The 14746-nt window shown below is 72.8% G+C and carries 14 protein-coding genes; 7 read left to right on the top strand and 7 right to left on the bottom strand.

Annotated elements, in window-relative coordinates:
• The first annotated feature begins 28 nt into the window (after positions 1–28).
• The 6 genes from dnaG to fucO all read left to right on the top strand — a co-directional run bounded on the left by dnaG (position 29) and on the right by fucO (position 6789).
• Complete coding sequence (gene dnaG, locus H2O74_RS10030; RefSeq protein WP_182111454.1) at positions 29–1990, top strand: DNA primase; 1962 nt, start codon at positions 29–31, stop codon at positions 1988–1990.
• 123 nt (positions 1991–2113) lie between these two features.
• The gene (locus H2O74_RS10025) at positions 2114–2410 is read left to right on the top strand and encodes a hypothetical protein (protein WP_182111453.1); all 297 of its coding nucleotides are present in this window, start codon (positions 2114–2116) and stop codon (positions 2408–2410) included.
• 86 nt (positions 2411–2496) lie between these two features.
• Positions 2497–3870, top strand: coding sequence for a polysaccharide lyase family 1 protein (locus H2O74_RS10020; protein WP_220457945.1), 1374 nt, complete (start codon positions 2497–2499; stop codon positions 3868–3870).
• Positions 3871–4019: 149 nt separating this feature from the next.
• The gene (locus tag H2O74_RS10015; protein ID WP_182111452.1) at positions 4020–4487 is read left to right on the top strand and encodes a DUF664 domain-containing protein; all 468 of its coding nucleotides are present in this window, start codon (positions 4020–4022) and stop codon (positions 4485–4487) included.
• A gap of 114 nt (positions 4488–4601) precedes the next feature.
• Positions 4602–5552, top strand: a complete 951-nt coding sequence (locus H2O74_RS10010) for a DUF808 domain-containing protein (RefSeq protein ID WP_182111451.1) — start codon at positions 4602–4604, stop codon at positions 5550–5552.
• Between the two features lie 85 nt (positions 5553–5637).
• Positions 5638–6789: a lactaldehyde reductase gene (gene fucO / locus H2O74_RS10005; RefSeq protein ID WP_182111450.1), complete on the top strand. Its 1152-nt coding sequence runs from the start codon at positions 5638–5640 to the stop codon at positions 6787–6789.
• Between the two features lie 83 nt (positions 6790–6872).
• On the opposite strand, the gene H2O74_RS10000 is transcribed toward fucO, so the two are convergent.
• Complete coding sequence (locus H2O74_RS10000; RefSeq protein WP_182111449.1) at positions 6873–7373, bottom strand: Fur family transcriptional regulator; 501 nt, start codon at positions 7371–7373, stop codon at positions 6873–6875.
• 171 nt (positions 7374–7544) lie between these two features.
• Between H2O74_RS10000 and H2O74_RS09995 the strand changes: the two genes are divergently transcribed.
• Entirely contained in the window at positions 7545–8666 is a 1122-nt protein-coding gene (locus H2O74_RS09995; protein ID WP_255491550.1) for a HoxN/HupN/NixA family nickel/cobalt transporter, read from the top strand.
• A gap of 28 nt (positions 8667–8694) precedes the next feature.
• On the opposite strand, the gene H2O74_RS09990 is transcribed toward H2O74_RS09995, so the two are convergent.
• From H2O74_RS09990 to H2O74_RS09965, 6 genes are all read right to left on the bottom strand, one after another.
• Positions 8695–9264, bottom strand: coding sequence for a DUF308 domain-containing protein (locus tag H2O74_RS09990; RefSeq protein WP_182111448.1), 570 nt, complete (start codon positions 9262–9264; stop codon positions 8695–8697).
• Between the two features lie 107 nt (positions 9265–9371).
• The gene (locus H2O74_RS09985) at positions 9372–10307 is read right to left on the bottom strand and encodes a glycoside hydrolase family 68 protein (RefSeq protein WP_182111447.1); all 936 of its coding nucleotides are present in this window, start codon (positions 10305–10307) and stop codon (positions 9372–9374) included.
• Between the two features lie 3 nt (positions 10308–10310).
• Entirely contained in the window at positions 10311–11195 is an 885-nt protein-coding gene (locus H2O74_RS09980; protein ID WP_182111446.1) for a carbohydrate ABC transporter permease, read from the bottom strand.
• A gap of 1 nt (position 11196) precedes the next feature.
• Positions 11197–12165 (bottom strand): carbohydrate ABC transporter permease, encoded by a 969-nt coding sequence (locus H2O74_RS09975; protein ID WP_255491549.1) that lies wholly within the window; start codon positions 12163–12165, stop codon positions 11197–11199.
• A 111-nt stretch (positions 12166–12276) separates the two neighbouring features.
• Positions 12277–13572, bottom strand: coding sequence for an extracellular solute-binding protein (locus H2O74_RS09970; RefSeq protein ID WP_182111445.1), 1296 nt, complete (start codon positions 13570–13572; stop codon positions 12277–12279).
• Between the two features lie 105 nt (positions 13573–13677).
• Positions 13678–14712, bottom strand: coding sequence for a LacI family DNA-binding transcriptional regulator (locus H2O74_RS09965; protein ID WP_255491894.1), 1035 nt, complete (start codon positions 14710–14712; stop codon positions 13678–13680).
• Positions 14713–14746 lie beyond the last annotated feature (34 nt).

Here is a 14746-nt window from a genome sequence, read left to right as displayed (position 1 = left end):
CTCGCGGCCGAGCACCTAGACTCGCGCCGTGGCGGGACGGATCAGGCAGGAGGACGTGGCCGCCGTCCGCGAGCGCGCCCACATCGAGGAGATCGTCGGCGAGCACGTCACGCTGAAGTCCGCGGGCGTCGGCTCCATGAAGGGCCTGTGCCCCTTCCACGACGAGCGCTCGCCGTCGTTCCACGTCCGCCCCCAGGTGGGGTTGTGGCACTGCTTCGGCTGCGGCGAGGGCGGGGACGTCATCTCCTTCCTGCAGAAGATCGACGGCCTGGGGTTCGCGGACGCCGTCGAGCACCTCGCCGGGCGGGTCGGCATCCAGCTGCGCTACGAGGACGGCGGGCCGACGAGGCCGGGCGAGGAGCCCGGGCGGCGGCAGCGGCTGCTCGAGGCGCACCGCATCGCGGCGGCCTACTACGTCGAGCAGCTCCTGACGCCCGCCGCCGCCGTCGGGCGCACCTTCCTCGCGGAGCGGGGCTTCGACCGGTCGGCGGCCGAGACCTTCGGCGTCGGCTTCGCGCCGCAGGGCTGGGACCACCTGCTGCGCCACCTGCGCGGCAAGGGGTTCACCGAGGCGGAGCTGGTCGCGTCGGGGCTCATGAGCCAGGGCGGCCGCGGCATCTACGACCGGTTCCGCGGCCGGCTCGTGTGGCCCATCCGCGACGTCACGGGCGACGTCGTCGGCTTCGGCGCGCGCAAGCTCCTCGAGGAGGACCAGGGGCCCAAGTACCTCAACAGCCCCGACACGGCCCTCTACAAGAAGGCCCAGGTCCTCTACGGGATCGACCTGGCCAAGCGCGAGATCGCCAAGGCGAAGCAGGTCGTCGTCGTCGAGGGCTACACCGACGTCATGGCCGCGCACCTGTCCGGCGTGCCCACGGCCGTCGCGACGTGCGGCACGGCGTTCGGGCCGGACCACGCGCGCGTCGTCCGGCGCCTGGTGGGGGACAGCGCGGCCGGGGCCGGGGTGCAGCTGGCGTCCGGCACCTCGGTGGGCGGGGAGATCATCTTCACGTTCGACGGCGACGCCGCCGGGCAGAAGGCGGCGCTGCGGGCGTTCACGGAGGACCAGCGCTTCTACGCGCAGACGTTCGTCGCGGTCGAGCCGAGCGGGATGGACCCCTGCGACCTGCGGCTCGCGCGCGGGCCCGAGGCGGTCAAGGCACTGGTGGCGAGCCGGCAGCCGCTGTTCGAGTTCGTCATCCGCTCCACGATCCGCGCGCACGACCTGAACACGGTCGAGGGCCGCGTGGCCGCGCTGCGCGCGTCGGCGCCGGTGGTCGCCGGCATCCGCGACGCCGCGCTGCGGCCCGAGTACGCCCGCATGCTGGCCGGCTGGCTGGGCATGGAGCATGAGGCGGTGCGCGAGGCGGTCAACGCCGCGGGCCGCGCGGCCCGCTCCGACGGCGCGCGCGCCGACCAGCGACCCGGTCGGCCGGACCCGACCATGCCTGGCCCGGGGGAGCGGCCGGCGCCGCGCGGGGCCGAGGCGCCGCGTCGCCCCATCGCGCCGGACCGCACCGACCCGGTGGCCCGTGTGGAGCGCAACGCCCTCGAGGCCGTGCTCCAGCACCCGGCGGCCGTGGACGCGGCGTCGTTCGACGCGCTCACCCCGGAGGCGTTCAGCGTGCCCGCCTTCCGTGCGGTGCACGAGGCGATCCGGGCCGCGGGCGGCCTGGCCGCGGCCGTGCAGCTCGGGGACCCGTCGGCCTGGGTCGAGCGCGTCCGCGAGGAGGGCGCGGGAGCCGTCGCGGGCCTCGTCACCGAGCTCGCGGTCACGCCGCTGCCCGAGGACCGCCCCGAGGTCCTGGACGACTACGTGCGCGGCGTCGTCGACGCGCTCGTCGACCTGGGCCTGACGCGCCAGATCGCCGACGCCCGCGGGCGCCTGCAGCGGATGGACCCGGTCGCCGAGGCTGACGCGTACGGCGCGGCGTTCGCCGACCTCGTCGCGCTCGAGGGCCGCCGGCGAGCCCTGCGGCATCGGGACTGACCGAGAGGGAGCGACGCTCGCGCACGGCGGACCGTAGCCGTCCGGCGCTCGCGCGCACGTCCCCCGGGGACGAGCATGACGCTTGACGGCGGCCGCACCGGCCGCGCAGGGCAGGGAGGCGCCGTGCGACGACGTCCGAGGGTCCGGCGCGCGGCCCCGGCCACGGCAGCCCTCGTGCTCGTCCTCGTCACCGCGTGCAGCCCGCAGGGGCACCCCACCTTCGCGACCGAGGAGGCGTGCCGGTCGGCGTACCCGGAACCCGACGTCCACTGCCGCTACGACGAGTCGGACGACCACTGGCTGGCCACGATGTGGTTCCCGAGCGAGGAGATCTGCACGGCGGCCAAGGGCAGGCCCTGCAGCGCGGGCAGGTGCGAGACCGAGTGCGAGCCGCTCGAGAGCGGCTCCGGCTGGGCGTGACGCGCACCCTTGACGTCGTCGCGCGCCTCACCTAGCGTGCGGAGAGCGCTTTCCGTCAGTGTCGACGGGGCGCCACGGGAGGCACGATGAGGGCACGGACGGGCGTCGTCGTCGGCGCGACGGTCGCGATGCTGCTGGCGGGCACGCCGGCGGCGGCGAGCAACGGCCATCCGCACGGGAACGGCCATCCGCACGGCGGCGGGCACGGTCACGGCACGGGCCGGACCGACCTCGGCCGCGAGGTGCTCGGCGCGCAGGACGGCTGGGCGGCCGCCGACGGCGGCACGAGCGGGGGTTCCGCCGCGAGCGACGAGCACGTCTTCCACGTCGACACGTGGCAGGAGTTCCGCGACGCTCTCGGGGGCGCCGACGCCCGGACCAACCAGACGCCCCGGATCGTCTACGTCCACGGCGAGCTGAACGCGTACGAGCAGCCGGACGGGACGCTCGCGACGTGCGAGACGTTCGAGCAGGCGAGCGGCTTCGACCAGGACGAGTACGTGGCAGCCTTCGACGCGCAGGCCTGGGAGTGGAGGCTGCCGCCCGCCGAGGTGGAGGCGCTCCAGGCCCGCCAGGACGCCGCCGCCGCGGTGCAGGCGGCGCAGACGCAGCAGCACATCGGCTCCCGGACCACCGTGGTCGGTGTCGGTGACGACGCCCGGGTCGTCGGTGCCAACCTGCGGATCCGCGACGCCGACGACGTGATCGTCCGGAACCTGACCGTCTCGGACTCGACCGACTGCTTCCCCGAGTGGGACCCGGGCGACACCGCGGCCGGCAACTGGAACTCGCGCTACGACAACATCTCGGTCTGGACCTCGACGCACGTCTGGATCGACCACACCACGCTCGACTCGGGTGCGGTCCCGCCGTCGGCGCTGGAGACCGTGCACGGTCGGCCGTACGAGGTGCACGACGGGCTGCTCGACATCACGCACAGCTCGGACCTGGTGACGGTCTCCTACAACGTCTTCGGCGAGCACGACAAGACGATGCTCATCGGGTCCTCGGACAGCCGGACCCAGGACAGGGGCACGCTGCGCGTGACGCTGCACCACAACCACTTCGTCGACGTCGGCCAGCGCGCGCCGCGCGTGCGGTACGGCCAGGTGCACGTCTACAACAACCTGTACACCCAGACGAAGGCGGAGGGCTTCACGTACTTCTGGGGTGTGGGGCGCGAGTCGCAGCTCTACGTCGAGAACAACTACCTCGACCTCGCGCCCGGGACCGACGTCGCCACCGTCGTCGGCGCCTACGGCGGCACCGCCATGACGGAGGTCGGGACCCGCATCGGCACCCGGTGGGTCGACGCGCTCGCCCGGTACAACGCCGCCCACCCGGAGGCGCCGCTCGGCACGGACGCCGGCTGGGTCCCCGAGCTCCACGACCGGGTCCAGCCCACGCCGGCGGTCCCGGCGCACGTACGGCGCGAGGCGGGCGCGGGCGTCCTGCGCTGACCCGCGACTGACCGCGCCGCTTGACCCGGGACGCCGACCCCCGAGTGGAGCGTCGTGCCGCGACACGCCGGGGTGTCGCCGCACGACGCTCCGCGGGGGCCGGGGGCGTGGTGACGTGGGGGCATTGGACGGGGTGCCAGGGTGGGGCCATGCACCTCGACGACGACGACCTGATCACCGCCGCCGACCGGGCGCTCGCGGGCATCGCGCAGATCCTCGAGAGCCTCGGGGACGACCTCGCCAACCGCGCGCCGGACCTGCCCGGAGCGAACACGCCGTTCGCCATCGCCACGCACTGCCTCGGCGTGCTCGACCACTGGGTCGGGCGCCTGGTCGCCGGACGCGACGTCGCGCGCGACCGGGACGCCGAGTTCCGCGCAGCGGGCCGCGTCGACGAGCTCGTGGCGCGGCTGGAGGCCGCCCGTGAGCGCCTCGCCGAGGATGTGCGCGGCGTGGACGGCACCGCGCCGTTCGCCCTGCCGACGGGTAGGCCGCGCCGCGACTGGCCCACGACGCGCGGCGGCGCGATCCTCCACGCGGTCGAGGAGCTGGCCCAGCACCACGGCCAGCTCGAGCTCACGCGCGACGTGCTGCTGGCGCGACACGCCCGGCCCTGACCGCGAGACGGGCGCGCGCGGGTGCCTGGGAGGGCCTAACGTTCCGGGGTGCCACCTGCGGTGGCGCGCCGCAGACGCGACCGACGGTCGTGCGGTGAGAACGAGGGAGAGCTCATGCCTGGTGGTCTGGCCGCACTGCTCGACGACATCGCCGCGCTGGCGAAGATCGCCGCCGCCTCGGTGGACGACGTCGCCGCCGCGGCGGGACGCGCGAGCTCGAAGGCCATCGGCGTGGTCATCGACGACACGGCGGTGACCCCCCGCTACGTCACCGGCTTCACGCCGAACCGCGAGCTGCCGATGATCAAGCGGATCGCCGTCGGCTCGCTGCGCAACAAGCTGCTCTTCATCCTCCCGGCGATCCTGCTGCTGAGCCAGTTCCTGCCCTGGCTCCTCACTCCCATACTCATGCTCGGCGGCACCTACCTGGCGTTCGAGGGGGCGGAGAAGCTCTACGAGGTCCTCACCGGGCACGGCAAGGAGAAGAAGGCCGCCGTGCCGGCGCCCCTGCAGGGGCAGGACGTCGAGAAGACGATGACCAACGGCGCCATCAAGACGGACTTCATCCTGTCGGCGGAGATCATGGTCATCGCGCTCAACGAGGTGGCGGACGAGCCGTTCGTCTCGCGCGCCGTGATCCTCGTCGTCGTCGCGCTCGCGATCACGGCGCTCGTCTACGGCGTCGTCGCGCTGATCGTCAAGATGGACGACATCGGCCTGCGGCTCGCGCAGACCCGCCAGGGCGCCGTCGCGACGGCGGGCCGGCTCCTGGTCAAGGGCATGCCCAAGGTGCTGGCCCTGCTCTCCACGGTGGGGATCGCGGCGATGCTCTGGGTCGGCGGGCACATCCTGCTCGTCGGCGTCGACGAGCTCGGCTGGCACGCGCTGTACGACCTCGTGCACCACGCCGAGGAGGCCGTGCACGACGTCGGCGGTATCGGCGGGTTCCTGGCCTGGCTCGTCAACACGCTCGCGTCCGCGCTCATCGGCGTCGTCGTGGGGGCGGTCGTCGTCGCGATCATGCACGTCATCCCGCGGCGCAAGGGCGCCACGGCCGCTCACTGACGCCCCGCGGGCCGTGACGCCCGCACGGCACCGCCGCGCGGTGCGACTGCCGGCGACCTACCCTGGACGGCAGGGGGCGAGTGCGATGGCGCATCGGATGATCTGGAACCAGACGGCGCACTTCGGCGCGGGGTCGATCTCGGTGATACCGGGGGAGCTCGTGGGCCGGGGCTTCAGCAAGGCCCTGGTGGTGAGCGACCGGGCGCTGGTCGACGCGGGGGTCACCGCGCGGGTGACCGACCTGCTCGACGCCGCGTCCTTCCCCTACGAGGTCTTCTCCGACGTCCTGCCCAACCCGCCCATCGCCAACGTCCAGGCGGGCGTGGCGGCGTTCCGGGCGTCCCACGCCGACGTGCTGGTCGCCGTGGGCGGCGGTTCGCCGCAGGACACGTGCAAGGCAATCGGCATCGTCGTGGCCAACCCAGAGTTCGCCGACGTGCGGTCCCTCGAGGGTGGCGCCGCGACCGCGAACCCGTCCGTGCCGATCGTCGCGGTGCCGACGACGGCCGGCACCGCGTCCGAGACGACGATCAACTACGTCATCACGGACCCCGAGCGGCGCCGAAAGTTCGTCTGCTTCGACCCGCACGCGATCCCGGTCCTGGCCGTCGTGGACTCCGACATGATGGCCGGCGCGCCGCGCGCGCTGAAGGTCGCGACCGGGCTGGACGCCCTGACCCACGCCATCGAGGGCTACACGACCCTGGGCGCGTGGGAGCTGTCCGACCTGTTCCACCTCAAGGCCATCCAGCTCATCGCCGCCTCGTTGCGCGCGGCCGCCGACGGCGACGACGCGGCCGCCGAGCGCATGGCGCTCGCCCAGTACGTCGCGGGCATGGGCTACTCGAACGTGGGGCTGGGACTCGTGCACGCGATGGCGCACCCGCTGGGCGCGTTCTACGAGGCGCCGCACGGCGTGGCCAACGGGATCCTGCTCGCGCCCGTGATGGCGTTCAACGCCGAGCACACGGGGGAGAAGTACCGCGACATCGCGGCGGCGTTCGGCGTCGAGGACGCGGCGACGATGCCGCTCGAGGCCGCGCGCGCGGCGGCGGTCGAGGCGGTCGCCACGCTCACCACGGACCTGGGCAACCCCAGGTCCGTCCGGGACGTCGGCGCGACCGAGGCCGACCTGCCCGCGCTCGCGCAGGCCGCGTCCGACGACGTGTGCGCCGGCGGCAACCCGCGTCCGGCGAGCGTGGCCGAGATCGAGGAGCTGTACCGCTCGATCCTCTGATCCCCCCGCCCGGCGCTCGTACCACCCCCCGCAGCGTCTCGATGTCGTCTCGCTCGATGTCGTCTCGCTCGGCCTGGTGCCACCTACCGGTGACCGGCGGGACCCGCCGGGCCCGTCGGGTCGGTGCGGCACTGGCGGCAGACGCCGGACAGCGCCACATGGGTCGCGGCGAGGGCGAACCCGTGCTCTCGGTCGACGACGCGGGCGACGTCGTCCAGCAGAGCGGCGGGCAGGTCCTGCACGACGCCGCAGCGCTGGCACTCCGCGTGCAGGTGGGCCTCGCGGGCCAGGTGGTAGGCCGTCCCCGTGCGCCGCACGTGGACGTGCTGGACGACGCCGAGCGCGGCGAGCGCCTCGAGGGTGCGGTAGACGGTCGCGCGGTGGACGGTGGGGTCCTCCTGCGCGACGGCGCCGAGGATCTCCTCGGCCCCGAGGTGGCCGTCGGCTCGCGACAGCACCGTCAGGACGGCGCGGCGCGGCCGCGTCATGCGCTCGCCGCGGGCGCGGAGCATCGCGCGCACCCGGGCGACGGTGGTCGCCGCATCGTCCGGCGTGTGGCCCGACGTCGCCTCGTCGCTCGTCATGCCTCACCTCATCGTCCGGCCGGCGCGAGGTGCCGGGCCCCGTGGCCACGGCACCGCCAGCCTAGTGCGGACGGGTCAGCGCCGGCAGGGGTGCAGCCGCGACAGAGTCGCGTTACCGTGGCCTAGCAGGTACCCGGCCCCCGCGGGTGCACACCACTCCAGGGGGTTGCCATGACGACGTCGTCCCGTCCCGCCCAGGCCAAGCGCCGCGTCCCGCGCCTCACGCGGGGGGAGTGGGCCTCGATCGGGGCGATGACCGGTGTCGTGGCCGCGCTCCACGTCATCGGCTGGGGGCTGCTCCTGCTCGTCGTCGCGCCGGCGCAGTACCGGGTCGACTCGACCACGGTCTTCGGCGTCGGCCTCGGCCTGACGGCCTACACCCTGGGGATGCGGCACGCTTTCGACGCCGACCACATCGCGGCGATCGACAACACCACGCGCAAGCTCATGGCGGAGGGCAGGCGGCCGGTCTCCGTCGGGTTCTGGTTCTCCCTCGGGCACTCGAGCATCGTCTTCGGGCTCTGCGTCCTGCTCGCCCTGGGTGTCAGGGCGCTCGCCGGGCAGGTCGAGGACGACTCCTCCGCCCTGCAGCAGACCACCGGCCTCATCGGCATCACGGTGTCGGCCGTGTTCCTCCTGGCGATCGGCATCATCAACCTCGTCGTGCTGCGGCAGATCCTGCAGGTGTTCCGCGCGATGCGCCGCGGGGTCTACGACGAGGCCGCCCTCGAGCGTCAGCTCGACAACCGCGGTGTCATCAACCGCCTGCTGCCGCGCGTGACGAAGGCCGTGACCAAGCCGTGGCACATGTACCCGGTCGGGCTGCTCTTCGGCCTGGGCTTCGACACCGCGACCGAGGTCTCGCTGCTCGTGCTGGCCGGGGGTGCGGCGGCGTTCGAGCTGCCCTGGTACGCGATCATCACGCTGCCGGTGCTCTTCGCGGCGGGGATGAGCCTGCTCGACTCCATCGACGGGTGCTTCATGAACTTCGCCTACGGCTGGGCGTTCTCCAAGCCGGTCCGCAAGGTCTACTACAACATCGCGATCACGGGCCTGTCCGTCGCGGTCGCCCTGCTGATCGGGGGGATCGAGGTGGTCTCGATCTTCGCGGAGAAGCTCGCGATCACGAGCGGCCCCGTCGCGTGGGTCGGTGGGCTCGACCTCGGCATGGTCGGCTACGTCGTCGTCGGCCTGTTCGTCGTCGCGTGGGTGGTGGCGCTCGCGGTCTGGCACTTCGGCCGCATCGAGGAGCGCTGGACCGCCGGGCTGCGGTCCGGGCGGCCCGCCGAGTGACCGCCCGAGTGACCGCGCGACGTCGTGCTCAGTCGCGCGGCGACGCCGCGGCCGCCTGACGCTCGCCGCGGGGCCGGCGGTCGCGGGGCCGTCCCAGCAGCAGCAGGCAGAAGCCGTCGACGAGCGTCTGCACCCCGACCAGCACGCCGAGCAGGCCGAAGGTCGCGTCGACGAGGTCGAGGACCACGATCAGGCCGAGCACGGTGGACAGGAGCCCGCCGAGCGCCAGGACCCAGCGGAAGGCGTCGTTCTCGACGGCGGCGATCAGCCGGGTGATCCCGATCGCGAGGAACATCGCGCCCGCGACCAGGGTGAGGGTGAACGCGCTGGCGTCCGCCTGCCGGAAGAACACGAGCCCGAGGACCAGGAGCAGCGCGCCGCTCAACGACGTGGACCAGAAGCCGCCGCGGCCGATGCGCACGAGGGCGGCCGCGATCGCGAGCGCGCCCGAGAGGAGCGTGGCCCACGCCAGCAGGCGCACGGAGACCTGCGCGGCGATCAGGGTGTGCAGGAGGACCACGAGACCGACCGCGACCAGGAGGACACCCAGGACGAGGTCCCAGCCCAGTCGTCGGCGGTCCCCGGTGGGTGTGCTCATGCGCGTCGCCTCCCGCTCGGCCGGTCGCTCGTGACCGCCACGCTACGACGCGGCACGGCATCGGGCGACCGGTCCGAGCGTGGAGGCGCACGGGCGCGCCGGTGCCGTCAGGCGAGCCGGAGCGTGTCCCCGTCGCGCACCACCGGGAGCGGGTCGGTGATCTCGCCCACGAACCGCCCGTCCTCGAGGTCCCGGAACCCGATCAGCGCCCAGCCCGGTCCGTCGCGCACCAGGCGCGCCGCGTAGAGGCTGGGGTGGTCGAACGTCCGCGCACGGTCCAGGTCCCACGGCCCGAGCAGGCTCCTGCCCGGGGCGCACCACATCCCGCCGCCCGGCCAGGTGGCCCGGCGCTCGGGGGCCATGTGCGCGGGCCAGCAGCAGAAGAGCAGGAACGCCATGCCGTCCACCTCGACCACCTGGGGGACCTCGAGCTGGCCGAACCCCGCGGGTTCCGACAGCGGCGGCCGCACGGTCCACGTGTCCAGGTCCGGGCTCGTCGCGTGCCCGATGACGCTGCGGCCCGCCGGTGGCCCGGCGCGCGCCCGGGCCGTGACGAGCATGTGCCAGCCGTCGCCGTCCGGGTCCGCCAGGACCCAGGGGTCCCGCCACGCCTCGTCGAACCAGGCCTCGCCGTCGTACTTCTCGTACCAGCGTCCGTCGGCCTCGGTGAGCGGACCCGGGACGCGGTGCCAGGTCACCAGGTCCTGCGACCGGGCCGCGCCGATGCGCTGGACCACCCCGCCGTCGGCCCGGCTCACGCCCGTGTAGAACAGGCGCCAGGAGCCGTCCGGCGCCCGGACCACCGATCCGGTCCACGTGGCCTGGTCGTCCCACGCGGGGGAGTCGGCCGCGACGAGCGCGTCCGGCACCAGCTCCCACGTGCGCAGGTCCGTGGACCGGGCGTGGCCGATCGACGCACGCAGGTGGCGTCGGTCCGGGTCGTGCAGGGCCCGGCTGGCACGCAGGAAGAACAGGTGGTGGTACCCCCCGTCGTGCGTCTGCCAGCTGTCCCACACCCAGTGGTCGGGGAGCCGGAGCGCCACGGCTCAGCCCTTCACACCGCTGGAGGCGATGCTGCTGACGAACGCCCGCTGGAAGGCGAGGAACATCACGAGCACCGGCAGGGTGATGAGCGAGGTGTAGGCCATCACCTCGCCCCAGGCCGGGTTGATCTGGAAGAAGTACTGCACCCCCACCATGACCGGCCGCAGCTCCTCCTGCTGGACGACCATGAGCGGCCACAGGTACTGGTTCCACGCCGGCAGGAAGGTGAGGATCGCGACGGTCGCGAAGGCGGGACCGGAGAGCGGGACGATGATCCGCCGGTAGATGGTGAACCAGCCGGCGCCGTCGATGCGCGCCGCCTCGTCGAGGGACGGCGGGATGGTGGAGAAGTACTGCGTGAACAGGAAGATCGAGAACGCGTTGGCGATGAACGGCACGATCTGCACGTGGTAGGAGTTCAGCCAGCCGAAGTCGTACATCGGCAGGCCGTTCTCGAACACGATGGTCGGCAGCTTCGAGACCCAGTAGACGAGCGGGATGGCGATCGTCTCGAAGGGCACGATCAGCGTCGCGATGATCAGGATCAGGACGAGCTTGCGGCCGCTCCACTCGAGCCGGGACAGCGCGAACCCCGCCATGCTGTTGACGACGAGGCCCAGGCCGACGATCAGGACCGTCACGAGGACCGAGTTCGCGAGGAACCGGGCCACCGGGACGCGCTCGAAGACGCCCGCGTAGTTCGCCAGGCTGATGTCCCCGGTCGGCAGGAAGGCCTGCGGCGAGTCGATGTCGGAGAGGATCTGCGCGTCCGGCTTGAGGCTGGAGACCAGCATGAACACGAGCGGGAAGAGGAAGAAGACGGCCAGCAGGACCATCGGGAGGTAGCTGAGGAGCCGGCGTGAGGCCGACGTGCGGTGCGTGGTCATGTCAGTCCTTCTCCCGGGTGAGCCAGCGCTGGACGAGTGCGATGACGAGCACGATCACGAAGAAGATCAACGAGATCGCCGCGCCGTAGCCGGTCTCCTGGCGCCGGTAGCCCTGCTGCACCGCGTGGTAGACGAGCGTCGTCGTCGTGTCGAGGGGACCGCCCTGGGTCATGACGTCGATCTGGGCGAACAGGCCGAGCGCCTGGATCGTGATCGTCACGAGGATGAAGACCATGGTCGAGCGCAGGCCGGGCCACGTGACGCTGCGGAACTGCTGCCACCCGTTGGCGCCGTCCATGCGGGCGGCCTCGTAGAGCTCCTCGGGGATCGTCTGCAGCCCGGAGAGCCAGATGATCATGTGAAAGCCGACGGCCTGCCAGATGGAGAGCACGATGATCGCGCCGAGTGCGGTGCGGGTGTCGTTGAGCCAGTCGGCGCCCTCCAGGGCGCCGCCGCTCACGCGCGAGAGCAGCGCGTTGATGAGGCCGTCGCGCTGGTACATGAACTCCCAGAGCACGGAGATCACGACGATCGACGTGACCACGGGGATGAAGTAGATGATCCGGAACAGCGTCACGCCACGGAGCTTGCGGTTGACCAGGACGGCCATCCCCAGCGCCAGCGCCGACTGCACGGGCACCACCACGACGGCGAAGATGAAGGTGTTGACCAGCGAGCGGAGGAACGTCGGGTCCTGCGTGAACGCCCGGACGAAGTTGTCGCCGCCGACGAAGCGTGGCGGGTTGGGCGAGATCAGCCGGGCGTTCGTGAAGCTGAGCCCGAAGGCGAGCAGCACGGGCACGACCAGGAAGAGGAGGAGCAGGAGGGTCGCCGGGGCGACCATCCAGTAGGCCGAGCGGTGACCCTGACGGGCGGCGCGCGCGCGACGGCGGTTGCGGCCGGTGAGCGCCTGGGTGACCGCCTCGTCCGGCAGCGCGTGCGGGGTGATCTGCTGAGCGGGGAGAGTCATGGTGACATCCGATCCGGCGGCTCGGCGGGGCGGCGCGTCGTCGGGTCGCGGCCACGGTCGCCACGGCCCGGCCGGGGCGCGCCGCCCCGACCGCCGTTCAGGACGGTCGGCTCAGAAGCCGTAGCCGTCGTTGGACTCGATGTTGGTGTCGATCTCCTGGACGGCCTGGTCGAGCGTCTCCTGGACGTCGGCGCCGTTCATGATGTCCTTGCCGGCCCGCTCGAAGACGCTCGAGATGATCGGGTACGCCGGTGTGGGCGGTCGCTCGAGCGCGAGCTGCTGGGACAGCTCGACGAAGGGCTGCAGCGGGTCCCCCTCGCCGAACATCTCGGAGAGCTCCTCGGCCTCGGCCGTCGCGGGGATGACCACCTGGCCGTCCGCGAAGGCGGCGATGTACTGCGGGTCGAAGCTGAACTCGAGGTACTCGCGTGCCCCCTCGCTCGCCTCGCACTCGGCCGAGATGCCCCACTGCCAGGACGCTCCGCCGATCTTCGGCCCCTCGCCGAGGTCCGGCGGCGGGAGGATGAGCAGGTCCTCACCCACCGTCTCGAGCGAGTCCAGCGCGTTCCACACGCCCGTGTAGCTCAGGGCGACCTCGTCGTTGTTGAACTCCTCGTTGCCGATCGTCCCGGCGTTGCTCGCGAGGCCGCGCTCGAAGAGGCCCTGGAACCACTCGAAGAACTCGACGGCTTCGGGCCCGTTGAGCGCACCCTCGGCGGTGAGCATCGACTCGCGGTCGATGAGGTCTCCGCCGGCGCTCTGGAGCATCGGCGAGTAGGCGTAGGACCACCACTCGCCGGCGTCCTCCGCGCCGATGTCGAGGGGGGTGGCGTAGCCCGCGCCCTGGAGCGTGGTGAGCGCGGCGTCGAACTCCTCCCGCGTCCACGGCTCCTCGACGGTCGGGACGCGGATCCCGTTCTCCTCCAGCACCGACCCGCGCGCGAAGACGGACAGCGCCGCGTCCCAGTAGCCCGCCGAGTAGACCTCGTCCTGGTACTCACCCACCGCCGTCGGCAGCAGCGCGTCCGTGATCGCGGGGTCCAGGTCGAGCGGCTGGATGTAGCCGGCCCACGCCCAGTTGGGCACGATCGGCCCGTCCATGTCGAGCAGGCACGGCAGGTCCCCGGCCGCGGCTCCCGCGACGACCGCGTCGTTGTACGCACCCTGGGGGAACGACTCGACGACGACCTCGTACCGGTCCTGCGACTCGTTGTAGTCGCCGATGATCTGCTCGTAGATGGCCAGCTCGGCCGGGTTCCCGGCCGAGTGGGTCCACATGGTCAGCTCGGTGGTGCCGCCGTCGCCGTCACCGCCGCCGTCGGACTGGCCTGCCTGTCCGCATGCGGCCAGCGCGGTGGCCGAGGCGGCGGTGATGGCTAGCATCCCCGTGAAGGACTTGCGACTCATCGTGATTCCCTTCATGGGGACCTCGACGGGCAAGGTCGAGATCCCCCGCTCGACGGACGCCGGCCGGCGCCCGTTCGGGTGGTGTCACGCCCGCCGTCGGCCCGGTCACCGGGCCGGCGGCGGGCCTACCGATTCCCGACGGATGAGCGGGCACGGCATCAGGACGACGCCGTCCCCGTCCGCGGGTCTGTCTCGCACGCCGAGCAGCACCTCCACCGCCCACCGGCCCATCTCGTGGTGAGGAAGGGCGACGGTGGTCAGGGGCGGGTCCAGCTCCGCGGCGATGAGCTGCTGGTCGTCGTAGCCGACGACCGACAGGTCTGCGGGTACGGCCAGGCCGTGGTGGCGCGCCGCGGCGTACGCGCCCATGGCCAGCCGGTCGTTGAAGCAGAAGAGCGCGGTCGGGCGCCGGGCCGGGGGCAGGGCGAGCAGGCGGTCCGCCGCCTCCCGGCCACCGGCCGCGTCCGACGTGCCCCGGACGTGCAGCGCGGGGTCCGGCGTGATCCCCGCCCGGGTGAGCACGTCGAGGTATCCCTCGAGCCGGAGCTCGGACGCGAGGGGGAGCGGGTCCTCGTCGATGTCGAGGTAGGCGATCCGGACGTGTCCCGCATCGACGAGCTCCTGGACCGCAGCGGCCGCGCCCCCGCGGTCGTCCGGGACGACCGCGGCAAAGCCGCCCTCGACCGGTCGGGCATCGAGGAAGACGGTCCCGCGGGGGATCCAGGGCGGGGCGGTGACGGCCCGGTGCCACATGCAGGCGTAGACGAAGCCGTCGACCTGGTGGGCGCGCAGCGTCTCCACGGCGTCCTGCTCGGCGGTGGCGTCGCCGCCCGTGCTGACGAGGAACAGCAGGTGCCCGTTCTCGCGGGCCGCGTCCTGGGCCGCCTCGATCATGCGCACCGCGTACGGGGTGGTGGCGATGCGGTCGGAGAGGAAGCCGATCGTGTGGGTGCGTCGCGTGCGCAGCCCTCGGGCGAGGGTGTTCGGCGCGTACCCCAGGTGCTGCGCGGCGTCGCGCACGCGGTCCTGCGTGGTCGCGGGGATGCGGGTCGTCGCCCGGCCGTTCAGGACGAGCGAGACGGTGGCCGCGGACACCCCTGCGTGGAGTGCGACGTCCTTGATGCCGACGCGTCGCACCATCGTCACCCTTCTCGTGCTAAACCGATTAAGCAAC

It is taken from the genome of Actinotalea sp. JY-7876, assembly GCF_014042015.1.
Lineage (GTDB): Bacteria > Actinomycetota > Actinomycetes > Actinomycetales > Cellulomonadaceae > Actinotalea.
Note: the sequence above shows the minus strand (reverse complement) of the source record. Positions and strands in the feature narration are given on the sequence as shown.

Excerpts from the sequence above, each read along its gene's own strand:
- H2O74_RS09995 (WP_255491550.1), top strand. The coding sequence starts at position 7,545 with ATGACGACGTCGTCCCGTCCCGCCCAGGCCAAGCGCCGCGTCCCGCGC.
- H2O74_RS09980 (WP_182111446.1), bottom strand. The coding sequence starts at position 11,195 with ATGACCACGCACCGCACGTCGGCCTCACGCCGGCTCCTCAGCTACCTC.
- H2O74_RS09965 (WP_255491894.1), bottom strand. The coding sequence starts at position 14,712 with ATGGTGCGACGCGTCGGCATCAAGGACGTCGCACTCCACGCAGGGGTG.
- H2O74_RS09970 (WP_182111445.1), bottom strand. The coding sequence starts at position 13,572 with ATGAGTCGCAAGTCCTTCACGGGGATGCTAGCCATCACCGCCGCCTCG.
- fucO (WP_182111450.1), top strand. The coding sequence starts at position 5,638 with ATGGCGCATCGGATGATCTGGAACCAGACGGCGCACTTCGGCGCGGGG.
- H2O74_RS10020 (WP_220457945.1), top strand. The coding sequence starts at position 2,497 with ATGAGGGCACGGACGGGCGTCGTCGTCGGCGCGACGGTCGCGATGCTG.
- H2O74_RS10000 (WP_182111449.1), bottom strand. The coding sequence starts at position 7,373 with ATGACGAGCGACGAGGCGACGTCGGGCCACACGCCGGACGATGCGGCG.
- H2O74_RS10015 (WP_182111452.1), top strand. The coding sequence starts at position 4,020 with ATGCACCTCGACGACGACGACCTGATCACCGCCGCCGACCGGGCGCTC.
- H2O74_RS09990 (WP_182111448.1), bottom strand. The coding sequence starts at position 9,264 with ATGAGCACACCCACCGGGGACCGCCGACGACTGGGCTGGGACCTCGTC.
- H2O74_RS09975 (WP_255491549.1), bottom strand. The coding sequence starts at position 12,165 with ATGACTCTCCCCGCTCAGCAGATCACCCCGCACGCGCTGCCGGACGAG.
- H2O74_RS10010 (WP_182111451.1), top strand. The coding sequence starts at position 4,602 with ATGCCTGGTGGTCTGGCCGCACTGCTCGACGACATCGCCGCGCTGGCG.